At 58.4% G+C, this 18,175-nt stretch carries 18 protein-coding genes; 11 read left to right on the top strand and 7 right to left on the bottom strand.

What is annotated here, in order from left to right:
* Window positions 1–89 precede the first annotated feature (89 nt).
* Both mrdA and RYC17_RS03345 read right to left on the bottom strand, forming a co-directional pair.
* Window positions 90–1,979, bottom strand: a complete 1,890-nt coding sequence (gene mrdA / locus RYC17_RS03350) for a penicillin-binding protein 2 (RefSeq protein WP_044322311.1) — start codon at window positions 1,977–1,979, stop codon at window positions 90–92.
* A gap of 138 nt (window positions 1,980–2,117) precedes the next feature.
* The gene (locus tag RYC17_RS03345; protein WP_058401139.1) at window positions 2,118–2,546 is read right to left on the bottom strand and encodes a winged helix-turn-helix transcriptional regulator; all 429 of its coding nucleotides are present in this window, start codon (window positions 2,544–2,546) and stop codon (window positions 2,118–2,120) included.
* 88 nt (window positions 2,547–2,634) lie between these two features.
* On the opposite strand from RYC17_RS03345, the gene RYC17_RS03340 reads away from it, so the two are divergent.
* The 3 genes from RYC17_RS03340 (at window position 2,635) to RYC17_RS03330 (ending at window position 4,915) form a co-directional block, all read left to right on the top strand.
* Entirely contained in the window at window positions 2,635–3,492 is an 858-nt protein-coding gene (locus RYC17_RS03340) for an SDR family oxidoreductase (protein ID WP_058401138.1), read from the top strand.
* Window positions 3,493–3,589: 97 nt separating this feature from the next.
* The gene (locus tag RYC17_RS03335) at window positions 3,590–3,898 is read left to right on the top strand and encodes an RcnB family protein (RefSeq protein ID WP_057404684.1); all 309 of its coding nucleotides are present in this window, start codon (window positions 3,590–3,592) and stop codon (window positions 3,896–3,898) included.
* 183 nt (window positions 3,899–4,081) lie between these two features.
* Complete coding sequence (locus tag RYC17_RS03330; RefSeq protein WP_058401137.1) at window positions 4,082–4,915, top strand: AraC family transcriptional regulator; 834 nt, start codon at window positions 4,082–4,084, stop codon at window positions 4,913–4,915.
* A 9-nt stretch (window positions 4,916–4,924) separates the two neighbouring features.
* Here RYC17_RS03330 and RYC17_RS03325 read toward each other — a convergent pair whose 3' ends face one another.
* On the bottom strand, window positions 4,925–5,509 hold the full coding sequence (locus RYC17_RS03325) for a LysE family translocator (protein ID WP_316887095.1): 585 nt from the start codon (window positions 5,507–5,509) through the stop codon (window positions 4,925–4,927).
* A 198-nt stretch (window positions 5,510–5,707) separates the two neighbouring features.
* Between RYC17_RS03325 and RYC17_RS03320 the strand changes: the two genes are divergently transcribed.
* The 3 genes from RYC17_RS03320 to RYC17_RS03310 all read left to right on the top strand — a co-directional run bounded on the left by RYC17_RS03320 (window position 5,708) and on the right by RYC17_RS03310 (window position 6,820).
* The gene (locus RYC17_RS03320; RefSeq protein ID WP_005733540.1) at window positions 5,708–6,196 is read left to right on the top strand and encodes a DUF3828 domain-containing protein; all 489 of its coding nucleotides are present in this window, start codon (window positions 5,708–5,710) and stop codon (window positions 6,194–6,196) included.
* Between the two features lie 63 nt (window positions 6,197–6,259).
* Entirely contained in the window at window positions 6,260–6,463 is a 204-nt protein-coding gene (locus RYC17_RS03315; RefSeq protein ID WP_002553810.1) for a hypothetical protein, read from the top strand.
* A gap of 159 nt (window positions 6,464–6,622) precedes the next feature.
* Entirely contained in the window at window positions 6,623–6,820 is a 198-nt protein-coding gene (locus tag RYC17_RS03310) for a hypothetical protein (protein ID WP_058401135.1), read from the top strand.
* A gap of 8 nt (window positions 6,821–6,828) precedes the next feature.
* Here RYC17_RS03310 and RYC17_RS03305 read toward each other — a convergent pair whose 3' ends face one another.
* Window positions 6,829–8,280, bottom strand: coding sequence for an MFS transporter (locus RYC17_RS03305; protein ID WP_058401134.1), 1,452 nt, complete (start codon window positions 8,278–8,280; stop codon window positions 6,829–6,831).
* Window positions 8,281–8,341: 61 nt separating this feature from the next.
* Window positions 8,342–9,649 (bottom strand): Nramp family divalent metal transporter, encoded by a 1,308-nt coding sequence (locus tag RYC17_RS03300; RefSeq protein WP_161796148.1) that lies wholly within the window; start codon window positions 9,647–9,649, stop codon window positions 8,342–8,344.
* A gap of 316 nt (window positions 9,650–9,965) precedes the next feature.
* Here RYC17_RS03300 and RYC17_RS03295 point away from each other — a divergent pair, with 316 nt between their 5' ends.
* Complete coding sequence (locus RYC17_RS03295) at window positions 9,966–11,384, top strand: MFS transporter (protein WP_316902529.1); 1,419 nt, start codon at window positions 9,966–9,968, stop codon at window positions 11,382–11,384.
* A gap of 22 nt (window positions 11,385–11,406) precedes the next feature.
* Here the strand turns inward: RYC17_RS03295 and RYC17_RS03290 are convergent, their stop codons facing one another.
* Window positions 11,407–11,631, bottom strand: a complete 225-nt coding sequence (locus RYC17_RS03290; RefSeq protein WP_004658504.1) for a DUF6555 family protein — start codon at window positions 11,629–11,631, stop codon at window positions 11,407–11,409.
* Window positions 11,632–11,747: 116 nt separating this feature from the next.
* On the bottom strand, window positions 11,748–13,298 hold the full coding sequence (norR, locus tag RYC17_RS03285; protein ID WP_316887097.1) for a nitric oxide reductase transcriptional regulator NorR: 1,551 nt from the start codon (window positions 13,296–13,298) through the stop codon (window positions 11,748–11,750).
* A gap of 370 nt (window positions 13,299–13,668) precedes the next feature.
* Between norR and RYC17_RS03280 the strand changes: the two genes are divergently transcribed.
* Genes RYC17_RS03280 through RYC17_RS03265 form a run of 4 tightly spaced genes read left to right on the top strand, consistent with a single transcriptional unit; the run spans window position 13,669 to window position 18,135 of the window.
* Window positions 13,669–15,120, top strand: coding sequence for a UbiA family prenyltransferase (locus tag RYC17_RS03280; RefSeq protein WP_316887098.1), 1,452 nt, complete (start codon window positions 13,669–13,671; stop codon window positions 15,118–15,120).
* Complete coding sequence (locus tag RYC17_RS03275; RefSeq protein WP_316887099.1) at window positions 15,117–16,433, top strand: FAD-binding oxidoreductase; 1,317 nt, start codon at window positions 15,117–15,119, stop codon at window positions 16,431–16,433. The genes RYC17_RS03280 and RYC17_RS03275 overlap by 4 nt, the downstream gene beginning before the upstream one ends.
* Window positions 16,430–17,170 (top strand): SDR family oxidoreductase, encoded by a 741-nt coding sequence (locus RYC17_RS03270; protein ID WP_122258192.1) that lies wholly within the window; start codon window positions 16,430–16,432, stop codon window positions 17,168–17,170. Before RYC17_RS03275 ends, RYC17_RS03270 begins: the two co-directional genes overlap by 4 nt.
* Entirely contained in the window at window positions 17,167–18,135 is a 969-nt protein-coding gene (locus tag RYC17_RS03265; protein WP_122258191.1) for a YbhN family protein, read from the top strand. The genes RYC17_RS03270 and RYC17_RS03265 overlap by 4 nt, the downstream gene beginning before the upstream one ends.
* Window positions 18,136–18,175: the final 40 nt, after the last annotated feature.

The following is an 18,175-nucleotide window of genomic DNA, read 5'->3' as shown; positions in this document are numbered from 1 at the left end:
TATTGTGGTCGACCCGATGAATTCTCGACAGTTCAGAAAACCTGAGCCCTGTTCAGGGCTCGGTCAGACAGTTTGCCTTGGCAAACAATTCAGGCGTGCGGGTTGCCCGGCGCCTTGGCAGGGACTGCGTATTGCGGTTTGAGCTTGCCCTCGCTGTCGAGCAGCCAGGCATCGAGAATTTCCCGGACCACAGGGCCCGCGACTCGACCGCCCGCCTCGCCGTTCTCGATGGTCACCGACACCACGATCTTCGGATGATCGGCCGGTGCGAAGCCGACGAACAAGGCGTTGTCACGGTTACGCTCCAGCGTCTTCAGACGGTTGTAACGCTCACCCTGCTTGATCGCCACCACCTGCGCCGTACCGCTTTTGCCAGCGATGCGGTACTGCGCGCCCTTGGCGGCATCGCGCGCAATGCCGCGCGGATCGTGCATGACCATCTGCATGCCGGTGTTGACCTGATTCCATTCGTTGGGATCGCGCAGCACGATGTTTGGCATCGGGTGCTCATCAAGCGGCACGTCGTGGCCTACTTCCATCGCCAGGTGCGGTCGATGCCAGACGCCTTTGCTGGCAATCAGTGACGTTGCCTGAGCCAGTTGCAATGGCGTGACCTGCATGTAGCCCTGGCCAATGCCGAGAATCACCGTTTCGCCCGGGAACCAAGCCTGGCGGCGTGTAGCGCGTTTCCATTCGCGGGACGGCATCAGCCCGGCCGATTCCTCGAACATGTCCAGCGAGACCTTTTGGCCGATGCCGAACATGGTCATGTAGTCGTGCAGGCGGTCGATGCCGAGCTTGTGCGCGACGGTGTAGAAGTAGGTGTCATTAGACCGCATGATCGCCGTGTCCATGTCCACCCAGCCATCGCCGCTGTGGTTCCAGTTGCGGTATTTGTGGTCAAAGTCCGGCAGCTGGAAGTAACCGGGGTCGAAGACCTTGGTCGAGGCCGTGACAACACCGCTGTCGAGACCGGCAATCGCTACTTCCGGCTTGACCGTCGAGCCCGGCGCGTAAAGGCCACGCAGCACCCGGTTGAACAGCGGCCGGTCAATGGAATCGCGCAGCGCAGCGTACTGCTTGAAGCTGATGCCGGTGACGAACAGGTTGGGGTCGAAGCTTGGTTTGCTGACCATCGCCAGCACTTCGCCGGTTTCCGGGTCCAGCGCAACCACCGAACCACGTCGATCACCCAGAGCGTTTTCCGCTGCGGCCTGCAAATGCGCGTCCAGCGTGAGGGTGATGTTCTTGCCCGGCACCGGGTCAGTGTGTTTGAGCACCCGCAGCACGCGGCCCTGGGCGTTGGTTTCGACCTCTTCGTAGCCTACGTGGCCGTGCAGCTCGGATTCGTAGAAGCGCTCGATACCGGTCTTGCCGATGGATTGAGTGCCGCGATATTCATTGTCGAGGTGCGACGCTTCTTTTTCGTTGATGCGCCCGACATAGCCAATCGAATGGGCAAAGTGCGCGCCCAGCGGGTAGTGACGAACGAACTGCGCTGCCACATCCACGCCCGGTAGCAGGTACTGATTGACCGCGAGTGTGGCGATCTGCTCTTCGGTCAGCTCATACAGCAGGGTCGCAGGCTCAAACGGGTGACGAACCTGTTTCAGTTCCTTGTCGAACAGAATCCGGTCTTCGTCGGGCAACTCCAGCAGGGTCATCAGTTCATCGATCACCTTGTGCCAGTCACCGGCGCGCTCACGGGTCAGGGTCAGGTTGAAACTGGGGCGATTGTCAGCGAGCACTTCGCCATTGCGGTCAAAGATCAAACCGCGCTCGGGCGGGATCGGCAACACATGCACGCGGTTGTTTTCGGAAATGGTCGAGTGGTAATCGAACTCGGTGACTTGCAGGAAGTACATCCGCGCGACCAGACAGGCAGCCAGCAGGCCGACCAGCACCGCGCAGGCAATCAGGCGCTGATTGACCAGCCGCGTCTCTTTTTCGTGGTCTTTCAGGGGAATTGGATTGGGCATTTCTACAGCTTCTCGGTGAAGGGCAAACGGCGCAACTGAACGTGTATATAAAGATTTCGGCGCGCACCATACCAAGAAGCGGCTGATTGCAGGCGATTGAGCCGACAATCGCAGGATGAAAAATCTGTCAGAAACGGCTCATTCAAGCGTGGTCTGCACCGTGTTCGCGGCCTCACGGGCCTGCATGATGCGCGGCAGATTGGTCTCGATCCAGGTGGCGAGTGTTTCAACCTGCAAGGCGACTTCTTCGCCCATTGGGGTCAGCCGGTATTGAACATGCGGCGGCACCACCGGCAGTGACTTGCGGCTGACGAAGCCGTCCTGTTCCAGATGCTGCAGGGTTTGCGCGAGCATTTTCTCGCTGACCCCGCCAATTTTGCGCCGCACCTCGCTGAAACGATGCATGCCGCCGCGCAAAACCACCAGCACCAGCACGCCCCAACGGCTGCAAACATGGTTGAGCACTACCCGTGAAGGGCAGTCGGTGGCCAGTACCTGCCCCTGACGAACGAAGGCCAGCATGGACTCGACCGTTTCAGACTGTGGATGCGAGGCAGATTCACTCATGACACTTACCTTTTTGTACGTACTTACGAAAGGTAAGCATCATGACTATGCTGGTGCTTCCTTTCAACCTGATTCAAGGAATCCTTCCATGATCGTTGTCACCGGTGCCACTGGCCAGCTTGGCCGTATCGTCATTGAACAGCTGCTCACTCGTGTACCTGCCGGGCAGATCATTGCCGCAGTCCGCAGCCCGGAAAAGGCCAGTGACCTCTCGGCAAAGGGCGTTCAAGTGCGTCATGCCGACTATTCGCAGCCGTCGACGCTGGACAGTGCGTTTGCCGGTGCAGACAAGGTGCTGCTGATTTCTTCCAGCGAAGTGGGCCAGCGCCTGCCGCAGCACAAGGCCGTGATTGATGCGGCGAAACGCGTCGGGGTCAAACTGCTGGCTTACACCAGTGTTCTGCATGCAGACGCCTCGGCACTGGGCCTGGCCAGAGAGCACCGCGAAACCGAAGACTACCTGCGCGCCAGCGGGCTGCCTTATGTCCTGCTGCGCAATGGCTGGTACACCGAAAACTACACCGCAGGTATTCCAGGCGCACTGGCCCATGGCGCGGTCATGGGCTGTGCCGAAGAGGGCCGCATCAGTTCGGCTTCGCGCCTCGATTACGCTGAAGCTGCGGCGGTGCTGCTGACCTCCGGCGAGGATCAGAGCGGTCGCGTGTACGAGCTGGCTGGTGACGATTCCTACACCCTTGCCGAGTTCGCTGCCGAGCTTTCAAAGCAGGCCGGCCAGCCTCTGCCTTACGTCAACCTGCCGCAAGCCGAATTCGAAGCCGCGCTGATCCAGGCAGGCTTGCCAGACTTCGTTGCGCAGTTACTGGCCGATTCCGACGCGGCAGCAGCCAAAGGCGCGCTGTTCGATGACAGTCACCAGTTGAGTGCGCTGATCGGCCGCCCCACCACCAGGCTCTCTGCAACCATCGCCAAGACCCTGCAAGGCTAAGCGCGGCAAACCCGATCGAATGATTTGCAACCGTGAGGGTCCCAGTTATTACGAGGCATTAAGCCATCGCCTGATACCAAAGACTGGGAGTCTTTACATGAATAGCAAATCGTTGATCGCCTGCATGACCTTGCTCGGCTGCTTCTCCGCCGTCACCCTGCCCGCTCACGCAGCAGAGACGGCGGACCCGAAAGTAGCCGAATCCAAAGACAATATGCACGAACTGGAAATCGGTTCCCGCGTACCGGAAAAATATCGCCGCAGCGATCTGGAAGTAAAAGACTGGAAAAGCAAAGGCCTGGAAGCACCAGCCAAGGAAAGCGAATGGGTGAAGATCAATGATAAATACGTACGCTTTCAGAAGGTCAACGGCAACATCATGGATATCGTGCCGGTGAAGAAGTAAGGCTTACGCGCTTCGCTTTTTACGCTCTGCGTGAGCATGCCTGAGTGACGCAGCTCGTCACGATACGCATGCCGACGCAGAGCATTTGCACTAGCCGGTGCTTTTTAACGCACTGCGACACATCGGCATCGCGCTGGCACATAAGTTCAGCTACCCTCGGTGCTCTGCCGACGGGATATCAGCATGAGCACCATCCACTCCAGCGACTCGACCGCAACCCCCTTTTTCTGGCGCGATGAGTGTCTGCCTTTCATTGAGGCGCGCTCGGTAGAAGATGGCCGGCTGGTCTGCTATGCCCCGCATTCGCATGAGACTTTTTCCATCGGCGCGATTACCGCTGGGCAAAGCACCTATTTGCACGAAAAGAGCTCACAGCGCGTAACGGCAGGCACCGCGGTCCTGATGAACCCCGGAGATGTGCATGCCTGCAACCCGATCAACAATCAGCCGTGGTCGTACCTGATGCTTTATGTGGACAGCCATTGGCTAGGCGACATACAGCAGGATATAGGGCTGAACGCTGAATCCGGCTTTCAACCCCTGCCCTATACGCACACTAGCGATCCGCTACTGTTCGGTAAATTGACGGCGCTGTACCAGACACTGACCGACGCAAAAGCCGATACGCTGCAAAAACATTGCACGGCGGTAGCGTTCTTCACCCTGATGCTGGAGACATTTGATGCTGCGCCAGCGCCGCTCCTCCAACTCTCCCCCCGAGTCACGCGCGCCGCTGAGTACATCAACGACAACTTTGCCCGGCCCATCAAACTCGCCGACATCTGTGCTGCAGCCAACCTCTCAGCGTCATACCTGATTCGCTCGTTTGAGCAGCGATATCACCTGACGCCGCATGCCTACTTGCTCAATCGCCGTATTCAGCACGCCCAAACACAGTTGAAAAGCGGCAAGATGATTGCCGACGTTGCACAGGAAACCGGCTTTGCCGATCAAGCGCATTTTCAGCGTGAGTTTAAAAAACACCTGGCAGCGACACCGGGGCAGTATCGGTTGTGATTGCACGGGTCAGATCAACAGATACAACGCACAGCCAGCCAATAACAGCGCCATGATCCGGTTGAAAACACGTACGCTTGCCGCGCTGCACAAATAGTTGCTCAGAAAACTCCCGGCAAAGACCCAGCAACCCAGTGACAGGTAACACACCACACAATAGATGGTTGCGAATTGCCAGATCAACGTGGCCTCGCCATTGACAACAAAAACACCCATGCCTGCTATCGATGCCAGCCATGCCTTGGGGTTGAGCCATTGCATGACCGCCCCTTGTATCATCGAAGGACCGACTGCCTTATCGCCCAGGCTCAGTTGACCGTTGCCGGTTGCAAGCCGGAACGCCATATACAGCAGAAATGCCACGCCGGACCATTGAATGATTCGGGTCAGAAATGGCCATTGCTGCAAGGTTTCGTACAGGCCAAAACCGATGAGCAGCAGCAATAGGGTAAAGCCCAGCGTTGCACCCAGCACGTGGCGCATGCCCGGCCAGACCCCATAGCGCGCACCGGCACTAAACGCCACAATGTTGACCGGTCCCGGCGTGATGGACGAAGCCAGTGCAAACGCAGCCATGGAAATCAGCATAGTCATGGAAACCCCCTTGAACATGATCAGAAATGACCCGCTCAAGGTAATGACTGCAATGAACAGCGTATTGAAGGAAATTGCTCAAAATATTATTCCAGCCATCCGCTTCACCTAAAACCATTGCTTTTTTGCCCGCATGCCTTACAAATGCAGTGTTGCCAGCCTGTAACATCACTGCCACCTTCTCTGCGAGCCTGCTCCATGTCCAGAACCGTTGCCATTGCCTTCGCCTGCCTGCTTTCATCAACGGCCCAGGCCGCCTGCCCTGCTGCGACCCCGGTCGATACCGCGCGCTGGGTCTACGAAAAGCATCAGGACTTCTACCTCAGTGGCAAAGGCTCGGCTGATTACCTGTCCAAGCCTTTGCTGGGCTTGCTGAAAAAGGACTGGGCCTGCCAGAACGGTGACCAGTGCGCAGTCAGCGCCAACCCCTGGACCGACGCGCAGGACGGCGATGTGCAGAAGCCCATCGACTGGAAGCTGGTGTCCAACTCCGACAAGCAGGCGGTGGTCGAGATGACCTACAACCTGGGCTACAAAGACGCCCCGCAGCAGCCGGTCACCAGCCAGACCACTCGTCTGTTGTTGACTAAAAATGCCAGCAGTTGCTGGGTGCTGGACAATCTTCAAGGGCCGCAGGGTGTCGCACTGATGCAGACCCTGGAAGAATTTCCTTACGAAGGTGATTGATCGGCCTTGAAACAATCCGTCATTCTCGGTATCACAGGCACTTGAATTTCACGAGCGAGCACCATGAATACCTTTGAGCAATCGATTATTGAGGCTGCGCAGGCCGCCACGCCCAATAACACCGATGCCGAACGCGAAGCTGCCAGAATTGCCGCCACGCAGGCAGTGGCCGAAATCATGTCCAGCCGCAGCGGGCTGGACCGTACCCTGGCATTGGCCGAGTTGCTGGATTCCTACTCGGAACATGACGATCAGGAAGACGATTAGGCTGGGCGGCAGCGGGCAAAAATTTATTAGCTGTTTATTTACCTGCGACGCTAAAGAAAGCTACTGTAGCGGTCGATAATTCGATTGAGGGGGTTCATCACAGCCCCCATTCATTTAGTCATTTAGTGCGCTCGGATGCGACCTATAGGGGAACCATCCGTGCAAGTCGAACAACTGAAAGACATCCAGGCCTACGTCAGGCGCACCGCTGACGACCTTGAACGCGTCTCGGCCAATCTTGCCGGACATCTTTTGTACCTGGAACGTACTTCTCGCCCGCACGAAGCGCAGGAGGTCAATGAGCGGATCCTCGGCTTGCGCGCATCCGTCGATGGTCTTCGTGGCGTGTTCCGGTAACTGACCGTCTACCTTTCCCCAGCCTGCGACAGCGGCCTCGCTACTTCCTCCAGAGACTTGCGTTCGGCAGCTGCGCCCCATATCGACTGCACCAGCGCCGCGAACAGCATCAACCCTGCCCCGATCAGATAGCCGATCAGCACATTGCTGCGTTCGCCGGTTTCTATCAACTCACCAAACAACGTCGGGCCTATCATCCCGCCCAGCCCCGTACCGAAGGCGTAGAACACCGCAATCGCCAATGCGCGGATTTCCAGCGGAAAGGTTTCGGCCACTGTCAGGTAGGCCGAGCTGGCCGCCGCCGAAGCAAAGAAGAAAATCACCATCCAGGCAATGGCCTGCTGGGTTACGTCCAGCAGACCTTGCTCAAACATATAGCCGCTGATCGCCAACAGCACGCCTGATACACCGTAGGTCAGGCTGATCATGACCCGCCGCCCCACCACGTCAAACAACCTGCCCAGCAGCAGCGGACCGCAGAAATTACCCAGCGCCAGCGGCAACACATACCAACCGACGCGCTCGGACGGCACGCCATAGAAGTCGGTCAAGACCAACGCGTAAGTGAAGAAAATCGCATTGTAGAAAAAAGCCTGGGCCGTCAGCAGCGTCAGGCCAACCAGCGAACGCTGGCGAAACGTCACCAGCAAGGTTCTGGCAACCTCCCCCAATGGCGTGTGGTCGCGCACGTGCAGGCGCAAGGGTTTGCCCTGCACCGCGGGCAGCACATGGCCCTGGCGCTGAAGATCGGCCTCTATCTGCTCAACGATCTTTTTCGCCTGCGCGGCCTGGCCGTGAATCAACAGCCAGCGTGGGCTCTCCGGCAGCCACAGACGCATCAGCAGCACCAGCAGGCCCAATACCGCACCAATCCCGAAACACAGGCGCCAGCCCAGTTCGGCACCTACCCATTGCGGGTCGAGCAACACAATCGAGCCAATCGCGCCCAGCGCAGCACCCAGCCAGAACGTGCCATTGATGGTCAGGTCGACCCAGCCCCGGTAACGCGCCGGGGTAAATTCCTGAATGGTCGAATTAATTGCGGTGTACTCGCCACCGATACCCATACCGGTCAGAAAGCGAAACAGCATGAAGCTCCAGACACTGAATGAAAAAGCCGTGGCGGCCGTGGCACCGACGTACAGCAGCAAGGTGATGAAGAACAGTTTGCGACGCCCGAGACGGTCCGCCAGCCAGCCAAAAAATAATGCGCCGATTACGGCACCGGCGATATACGCGGCACCCGCCAGGCCTACGTCACTGTTGGTCAGGTTGAGCGAAGGACTGGCTTTCAGAGCACCAGCCACCGAGCCTGCAAGGGTCACTTCCAGGCCATCGAGCAACCAGGTGATACCCAGCGCCACAACCAGCAAGGTGTGAAACCGCCCCCAGGGCAAGCGGTCCAGACGGGCCGGCAAATCGGTTTCGAACACTGCACCCTTTTCATCGGTTGTGGTCATTTCCGCCTCCCTGACAGCGAACATTGGTGTCAGGTTTGAGAGTGACTTGCGGCGATCAAGTTCAGCTCACCCAGAACCACAGCAACGTCAGATTGGCGGCAGAGATCAGACCGAACAGGCCCCAGGCGGCAATCTTGACCAGTCGACTGTTGACGAACGGCCCCATCAGCTGCGGATCACTGGTAAAGCGAATCAGCGGCCAGAGCGCAAACGGCAGTTGCAGGCTCAGCACCACCTGGCTGAGCACCAACATCTTGCCGACCGAACTGTCACCCAGCCAGATCACCCCGATCAGCGCCGGAATCAGTGCCAGTGCGCGAGTAATCAAGCGGCGCTGCCAGCAGGGAATTTTGGCCTGCAGAAAGCCTTCGAGCACCACTTGCCCGGCGATGGTCCCGGTGAACGTCGAACTCTGCCCTGCCGCCAGCAAGGCGACGCCGAACAGCACACTGGCAATGGCACCGCCGACCAATGGATCAAGCAAGTGATAAGCGTCCTGAATCTCGACCACTTCGGTATGCCCGGTCTTGTGAAACGCCGCAGCCGCGAGGATCAGTATCGCCGCATTGATCAGCAACGCGAGACTCAGCGAACCAATGGTGTCCAGTCGGGCGTAGCGAATGGCAGTGGCTTTGCTGGCCAGATCAGCACCATTGACGCGGGTCTGCACCACCGACGAATGCAGATAAAGGTTATGCGGCATGACTGTGGCACCCAGAATACCGATGGCGATATACAGCGGCTCCTGGCTGCTCAGTACATCCCAGCTCGGTTTCAGGCCCGCCACCACATCCGGCCAGAATGGCTTGATCAGAAACAGCTCGACGGCAAAACAACTGGCAATGGTTGCAATCAACCCCAGCACGATAGCTTCCAGACGCCGGAAATTGGCGCCCTGCAAGGCCAGCACGATCAGGGTATCGAAAGCGGTCAGCGCTACACCGGTGGTGATCGACACGCCCAACAACAGATGAAACGCCAACGCCGCCCCCAGCACCTCTGCCAGATCGGTGGCGATAATCGACAGCTCTGCCAGCAGCCACTGGCCTTTGGCGACATTACGGCTGTAGCGGGCAGCAGACAGCTGCGCCAGATCACGCCCGGTGGCGATGCCAAGGCGGGAACAGAGGTTTTGCAAGACCATTCCCGACAGACTGGCCAGCACCACCACAAACAACAATGAATAGCCAAAGCGCGACCCGGCCTCGATAGCCGTCGCCCAGTTGCCGGGGTCCATGTAACCGATGGAAACCAGCAGGCCGGGTCCCACGAACAGCATCATCTTGCGCAGCAAGGACGCATTCGGCGGGATGGTCACGCTGTCAGTGGTCGCCGAGGGGCAGAAAGGGGCTGTTGCAGTGGTGGGCAGTTTGTACGTCACGGGAACCCGACAGGCAGAAAATCAAGACCTTCATCCTAAGGTTTTGCGACACATGTTGATACATGCTTGGTGGCTTCATGCCTGTTGTTTTGACGCTTGCTGGTCTTCAAGGCTGGCGCTGCATGGTTAATCACACGCTATCTCAACGGCGTACAGCCTGTCTAAACCGGTATAAACACTCAAAAACCATACCAACTAAACAATTATTAATCTTTTAGAGTCCATTAACCGCATTAAAAGACCATTCATTACAAATTGTAAAGAGTACTATTCAGGCCTCTACAAGAACTCAGGATCGCCATCGATGAACTCATCACCTCGCACAGGTGCACCCAAGAGCGAACAGCTGCGGGCAGCGTATATCTCGGCGCGCATTGATCGACTGCCTGCGGTTGCTACTATCTGGAAACTGGTTGCCCTGCTGTCTATCGCCGGTTTTTTCGAGCTTTACGACCTGTTTCAGACGGCCTACATCAGCCCCGGTCTGATTCGCGACGGGATCTTTGCCACGGGAAGCCAGGGCCTGTTCGGCTTTTCCGATCAGGCAGCCTTTGCCTCGGCGACCTTTCTGGGCCTGTTTTTCGGTGCAAGTCTGGTCAGCCCGATTGCCGACCGTTACGGTCGCCGCGCAATTTTTACCTTCGCGCTGATCTGGTACACCATTGCCACGGTGATCATGGGTCTGCAGACCTCCGCCCTGGGCGTGATAGGCATGCGCTTTGTGGTCGGCATCGGCCTGGGCGTCGAGCTGGTGACCATCGACACCTACCTATCGGAACTGGTGCCCAAACGTATACGCAGCTCAGCGTTCGCCTTCGCATTTTTCATCCAGTTCCTGTCAGTTCCCAGCGTGGCGCTGATGTCGTGGTGGCTGGTGCCTCAGGCACCCTTCGGCTTTTCCGGATGGCGCTGGGTGGTGATTAGCGGCGCGGTATTTGCGCTGTTTGTCTGGTGGCTGCGTTCAGCCCTGCCGGAATCACCACGCTGGCTGGCGCAGCAAGGGCGTTTCGACGAAGCCGAGCTGATCATGGACGGAATTGAAGCACGTTGTATCAAAGACCAGGGCAAGCCGCTGGATGAACCTGAACCGGAGAAAGTCGCGCTGTCAGGCAACGGCCGCTTCGCCGATATGTGGCAACCGCCTTACCGTCGTCGTGCACTGATGCTGATCGTATTTCACATCTTCCAGGCGATTGGCTTCTTCGGCTTCGGCAACTGGCTGCCCGCCCTGCTTTCTGGCCAGGGCCTGAGTGTTACACACAGCCTGGGGTATGCGTTCGTGATCACGCTGGCCTACCCGCTCGGCCCTTTACTGTTCGTGAAATTTGCCAACCGCTTCGAGAATAAATGGCAAATCGTCGGCTCAGCGTTGGGAGCAATGATCTTCGGCAGCCTGTTTGCCTTCCAGACCAGCGCAGCAGGCCTTATTTTCTGCGGAATCATGATCACATTCTGCAACGCATGGCTGAGCTTCAGTTATCACTCATACCAGGGTGAGTTGTTTCCGACCAACATCCGCGCACGTGCCGTGGGTTTTTGCTACTCGTTCAGCCGCCTGTCAACGGTGTTCAGCAGCCTGCTGATCGGGATTTTCCTCGACCATTTCGGCACACCGGGCGTACTGGCGTTCATTGTTGGCAGCATGCTGATCGTGATCATCACCATTGGCCGGTTCGGACCACGTACACGCAATCTGGCGCTGGAGCAGATAGCCCACCGTTGAGTGACCTGACCGTGGAGGGGGTTCAGGCCTGAGCCCACTCCACATTGGTCACACCAAAGTGTTCAGCATAAGGTTTGGACACTTTGGCGACTTTCTCCAAACGGTATTTCGGTATGCGCGCAAGGCCCGCGTCGACACTTGCACAGTGCCATGCTTCAGCGTTGTCCATATTCTCGGTGCGTATATAAAAACTCTTGAACGAACCGTTCAGCAGATAATCAATGCGGTAATGCTTTGGAAGTGCCATTGAAAGCCTGATCCTTTTTTCAGCAGTGGCTTGAAGTATAGGTGACTGCATTCACTGCAAAGAAATTCATTATTTTTTCAATGTCGGCGACCAACGAACATCCGCATTCGGATATATCAACGAATACCCAGGCGCCTGGCAAGTCGATTGAGATTGGCTCTGTCCACCGCTAAATCGCGCGCCACTTCTGCCCAACGGCCTTGATGTCGTTCAAGACAATCAACAATCAAGGAACGCTGAAAAGCATCCACCGACGCCTTCAGCCCTGCTCCCTGCACAGCCGCTGAAAGGGCTTTTTCAGCCGTGGGTAGCGGCGTGGCAGACGCCGAGCCGTCGAGACCCAGCGCTGGCCCTTCGACCGTCAGGATGCGCGGCTTTTGCGGATGGGCAGACAATGCCTTGAGCACCGCCCGGCTGATCAGGTGCTCCAGCTCACGAACGTTACCCGGCCAGTGGTGCGCGAGTAGCAGCCGCTGTGCCTCGGCGCTCAGGCGCAACCCACGCAGCCCCATGCGCACACGGTTTTCCTCGAGAAAATAGCCGGCCAGCAGCAACACATCCCGTCCGCGCTCGCGCAGTGCTGGCACGAGCAGCGGGTAGACGCTCAGTCGATGATAGAGATCCGCCCGAAACCGGCCGGAGCGCACTTCCTCGGCCAGATCACGATTGGTGGCAGCGATGATGCGCACATCCACATGGTGTTCCTGATCAGAACCGACCCGTTGCAACTGACCGCTTTGCAGCACACGCAACAGCTTGGACTGCACCGACAATGGCAGCTCACCCACCTCATCAAGGAACAGCGTGCCGCCATCCGCCAGCTCGAACCTGCCGCTACGCCCGTTGACCGCTCCGGAAAAAGCGCCTTTGACATGCCCGAACAATTCGCTCTCGACCAGCATTTCAGGCAGCGCGGCGCAGTTGAGGCTGATCAGCGGCTTGTGTGCCCGCGGCGAGTGCAGATGGATGGACTCGGCCACCAACTCCTTGCCGACACCGGTTTCACCCATGACCAGTACCGTCAGCGGGCTGTTGCCGACCAGTTCAATCTCCTGCTGCATACGCTGGTGAACCGCACTCTGGCCAATCAGCTCGCGAGGTGCTCGCCCACCGGCAGCGCGCTTGTAGACCTCGGCCAACTGACGCTGATCTTCAAAGCCCCGCGCCAACTGGTTGATACGCTCGCCCGCCATGACCGTTGCCGCTGCGAGACTGGCAAAGGCCTGCAGGTTATCCAGATCGACGCTGCCAAAGCTGGAAGGGTCCAGCGAATCCAGGGTAATAAGCCCCCAGGGCCGCCCTTGAACAGACAGCACGCAGCCCAGGCAATCATGCACTTCCAGCGCACCATGACCGTCGACCAGCCCGTCATAAGGGTCCGGTAAATCGCAATCGGCAGCAAAGCGCAGCGGCCCGTCACTCGCAAGCAACGCCTCGAAGCGCGGATGCTCGCTGACCCGGAAGCGACGGCCGAGCGTGTCCGGACTGAGGCCGTCGACCGCCAGCGGAATCAGCACATCACCCTCTAGCCTGAGCAGTGCAGTAGCGTCGCAAGGCAACCAGTGGCGCAGCGAGCACAGCAGACGCCGATAACGCTCTTCGTCCGGCAGTTCTCTGGACAGGTCGGACACCAACGGTATCAGCTCACGCAACAGGGGATGGGTCATTACGACTCCGGCAGACGGTCAACAAAGGCGTCATTATGACTCGCCATGCCGAACAAGTGGTCACCGCGATGTTTGTCCAGGCTCGCCCGTTCTGCCACCTTATGCCGAACGCCTTGTATCAACGCGCGAATAGAGTCCTCCGGGTTAATCAGCTATTTGAAATGACTCATTAACTTTACAGTTTCCGCACCAGACTCCGTGAGTTGATCAATCAATGAATCAATAGCGTTCATGCAGTCATAGTTGCCCGCCCCTTAATTTTTCTGACGCCACAGGCACGGCTGAATGATGGATATCGTTTAATTTTATTGATGTGGCGATTGTCCGGCTTTGTTCCATAGTGCGCTCACTTTTACAGGAGCAACTGTCCATGCCCGGCACTCAAGGAAGAGCTCTTGAGGTTGATACACCTCTGGTTGTCGACCTCGATGGAACGCTGCTGCGTTCAGATTTGCTGTTTGAAACCGCGGTGGCCTTTATCCGCGGCCGACCACTGCAGGTATTCAGGCTTTTTACCTGGCTGTTACAAGGCAAGGCGCTCCTAAAGCAAGGGCTGGCTCTGGGCACCAACATCGACGTTGCGTTACTGCCCTACGACGCTGCGGTCATTGCTTATATCCAGGCCAAGCGGCAGCACGGGCGCAGGGTGATTCTGGCAACGGCCTCTCACGAAACCCTTGCCAACCAGATCGCAGCTCACCTGCAAATGTTTGATCAGGTCTGGGCCTCGGACGGTAAAACCAATCTTTCTGCCCATCGCAAACGCGATTTGCTGGTCAGCCATTATGGTGAGGGCGGTTTTGATTACATCGGTAATTCCCGGGACGACCTGTGCATCTGGAAAGTCTCACGCAAGGCCATCGTCGCCAGCCCGCTCGCAGGTGTGGAACGCGCGGCGCGGGCACAAGGAAACGTCGAACAGGTGATCAAATCCACATCGTCCCGACGCAGTGCGTGGCGCAAGGCGTTACGCCTCCACCAATGGCTGAAAAACACACTGCTTTTTGTGCCTCTGCTCGCCGCTCACCAAGTCCAGAGCATGCAATTGCTGCTCGACGGATTGCTCGCATTTTTGTGTTTCGGGCTGTGCGCATCAAGCGTCTACCTGCTCAATGACCTGCTTGATCTGGCAGATGACCGCCACCATCGCAGCAAACGCGAGCGCCCGTTCGCCAGCGGTCAGTTGCCGATCGAGTCCGGCCTGCTGGTGATCCCGCTGTTGCTCGCAGCAGCCTTCGCCCTGGCCGCAATCATGTTGCCATGGCAATTTGCGGCGGTGCTGGCTGCCTATTACTTGCTGACGCTGGTCTACTCGCTTTACCTCAAGCGCCACATGGCAGTGGACGTCATTGTTCTGGCGATGCTCTACACCACGCGCATCCTGGCCGGTGCAGCGGCGTTTCAGTTGCCGCTGACGTTCTGGATTCTGGCATTTTCAATGTTTCTGTTTCTCAGCCTCGCGCTGGTCAAGCGCTATGCCGAACTGCGCGACGCGAGGCTGTGCGATGTGACCGTCAAGGCACGCGGCCGCGGCTACTACCCGGGCGATCTGGACATGATCGCCTCCCTGGGTGCATCGTCGGGCAATCTGGCGGTAATGGTCCTGGCGCTTTACATCCATGAGGGCGCGACGGTTGCCCTGTATCAGCATCCGCATGTGATCTGGCTGGCCTGCCCGTTGCTGTTGTTCTGGATCACGCGGATCTGGATGCTCACCCATCGCGGCCAGATGAACGAGGACCCGGTAGTTTTCGCAATCCGCGACCGGATCAGCCAGGGGATCGGTTTTCTGTTCCTGCTGGTGTTCTGGATCGCCGCATGAGCGCGCCTCTCTACTCCTGGGGGCGCTACCCGCAGGTTGCCCAGCAAGGTCATGACTGTGAGGCGGTAAATCGCTTGCCGGCGCACATCTCAGAAACACTTGCGCACCATCACACCAGCCTGCCGTTCGGCAACGGCCGTAGCTACGGCGACAGTTGTCTGGCAAGCAGTGGTCACGTACTGGACATGCGCAAGCTGGATCGCTTCATTGCCGCAGACTGGCAGAACGGCGTGGTGCAACTGGAAGCAGGCATGACCCTGTCACAACTGCTGGCGGCAGCAATCCCGCGCGGCTGGTTTCTACCGGTCACACCGGGCACGCAGTTTGTGACGATAGGCGGCGCGCTTGCCAACGATGTGCACGGCAAGAATCATCATCTGCGCGGCACCTTCGGCTGTCATGTCATACGTTTCGAATTGATCCGTCATGGCGAGCCGCCGATGGTTTGTTCGGCCGTGGAAAACCCTTTGTTTTTCGCTGCCAGCATCGGCGGCCTGGGCTTGACCGGCGTTATCAGTCGGGTCGAGCTGCAATTGATGCCGATCCGTACCAGTCAGATCAACAGCACGGTGGTGCGCTTCGCCAATCTGGCAGAATTTTTTACCCTGTCGCACGAGCTGGACGCGCAGCACGAGTACAGCGTGGCCTGGATTGATTGCCTGGCGCGAGGCAGTAATAGCGGCCGTGGCGTGTACGTCGTCGGCGACCACGCTCGTTACGGGTCGCTAACGGTCGATGCGCCCAAGCGTCTGAGCATACCGTTCATTGCCCCGCTTTCACTGGTCAACCATCTGTCCTTGCGTGCATTCAATTCGATCTACTGGCACGCCCATCCACAACAGGCCAAGGCCCACCGCAGCGCGTGCGAAGCGTTCTTCTACCCGCTGGATCGCATCCAGCACTGGAATCGTCTTTATGGTCGCAAAGGGTTTCAGCAATACCAGTGCGTGATCCCCGAGCATTGCGCGCCCAAGGCCATGCAACTGCTGCTCGATGCTATTGCTGCATCGGGCCGGGGTTCATTCCTTGCGGTACTCAAGCGCTGCGGCGATATCGCTTCGCCGGGGCTGCTGTCCTTCCCGATGCCGGGTACTTCGCTGGCACTGGATTTTTCGCAGACGCGCGAGCTGGCCGAAACACTGTTCCCACGCCTGGATGCCATTGTCCGTGAAGCGGGTGGACGTCTATATCCGGCAAAAGATGCACACATGACCGGGAGCGATTTCCGCCAGGCCTATCCAGCCTGGGAGCAACTTGAAGCCCTGCGTGACCCCTCCTTGATGTCCCGCTTCTGGAAACGAGTGATGCCATGAAAAAAATTCTGATCATCGGCGCGACATCAGCCATCGCCCACGCCTGTGCCCGACTCTGGGCCGCGCAGGGCTGTGATTTTTTTCTGGTGGCGCGCGACATGGAGAAGCTCGACAGCAATGCAGCCGATCTCAAGGCGCGCGGTGCCGGACGTATCGACACACACCGTCTGGACGTTACGCACTTTTCGGAGCACCCGGCGATGCTGGCCGGCTGTCTGGCTGCATTGGGGCAGATCGATATCGTCCTGGTGGCTCACGGCACCCTGCCCGACCAGAAGGCCTGCGAACAATACGCAGGCCTGGCCATACAGGAATTCATCACCAACGGTGCAGCGGTTATTGCCTTGCTGACCCTGCTGGCCAGGCATTTCGAAGTGCAGCGCTGCGGCACGCTGGCGGTGCTTTCCTCCGTCGCAGGTGATCGAGGACGCCCTTCCAATTACCTGTACGGCTCGGCCAAGGCTGCCGTCTCGACGTTCTGCGACGGGTTGCAGGCGCGGATGTTCAAGCTCGGCGTACACGTAGTGACCATCAAGCCAGGCTTTGTCGACACGCCCATGACCCACGGTCTGCCGTTGCCTGCCTTGCTGGTGGCGCAACCGGCAGCTGTTGCCGAGCGCATCGTCAAGGGCATCGCACGCCGGTCTACAAGCCTTTATGCGCCGGGCTTCTGGGCATGGATCATGTGGGTGATTCGCGCGATTCCACAGCCATTATTCAAAAGGCTCGACCTTTGAGCGACATGCCGCTGCTGTCAGGCTGGCGCTATCGGGCGGTGCTGCTGTCGGTCGTCTTCTCGGCACTGGGCTATCTGGGATTTTCCCTGTGGGGCGGCTGGCAGGCAGTCAGCGCAGCAACCGGCAAGGTCGGGGTGCAGGGCATTGGCTTGGTCTTGCTGATGTCGGCAATCAACTACGCGCTGCGCTTCGGACGCTGGCAGCTTTACCTTGAGGTGCTGGGGCATCCGCTTTCCTGGCGGCAAAGCCTGCGGATCTACCTGGCCGGCTTCGCCCTGACAACCACGCCCGGCAAGGCCGGCGAAGCACTGCGTGGCGTATTGCTGAGGCCGCTGGGCGTACCGTACCCACAAAGTTTTGCTGCATTTTTCAGCGAACGCCTGTCCGATCTGCTGGCCATCGTGCTGCTGACGCTGTTCGGTTTGTCGTGGTACCCGCAGGCGCAACCCATGATTTTTATCGGCCTGGCGCTGGTTCTGGCGGGGCTGCTGGTGCTGTCTCAGGGTCATTTGCTGAAGCGCATGCGAGGTGCGCTGCCGACGGAGAAGAGCACACGACTGCACAGGCTGCGGCGGCAGCTGTTCGACATCCTGCTCGCCGCCTGTCAATGCCTGCACGGAAGAGTGTTGCTGACCGCCAGCCTGCTCAGTCTGCTTGCCTGGAGCGCCGAGGCACTAGCGTTTTACTGGATGCTTGGCTGGATGGGCGCGCAGATCCCACTGACGTTTGCCGTGTTCACCTATGCACTGGCAATGCTCGCCGGAGCGTTGAGCTTCATGCCGGGTGGCCTGGGCAGTGCCGAAGCAGTGATGGTCGGGCTGCTGATGTTCAAAGGCATGCCCGGTGCTGACGCGATTGCCGCCACGCTGCTGATACGTCTGGCGACCCTGTGGTTCGCGGTGGCGATCGGTGCCGTGATGCTTTCCCGGTTCAACGCTGCAACACCAACGGGGCGTCAGCCTTGAGGCAGTAAAACAGGCACCCGCCATCTTATGTTCACCTCAC

Origin of the sequence: Pseudomonas syringae group sp. J248-6 (genome assembly GCF_032586995.1) — a bacterium.
GTDB classification, from domain to species: Bacteria; Pseudomonadota; Gammaproteobacteria; order Pseudomonadales; family Pseudomonadaceae; genus Aquipseudomonas; species Aquipseudomonas amygdali.
Note: the sequence above shows the minus strand (reverse complement) of the source record. Positions and strands in the feature narration are given on the sequence as shown.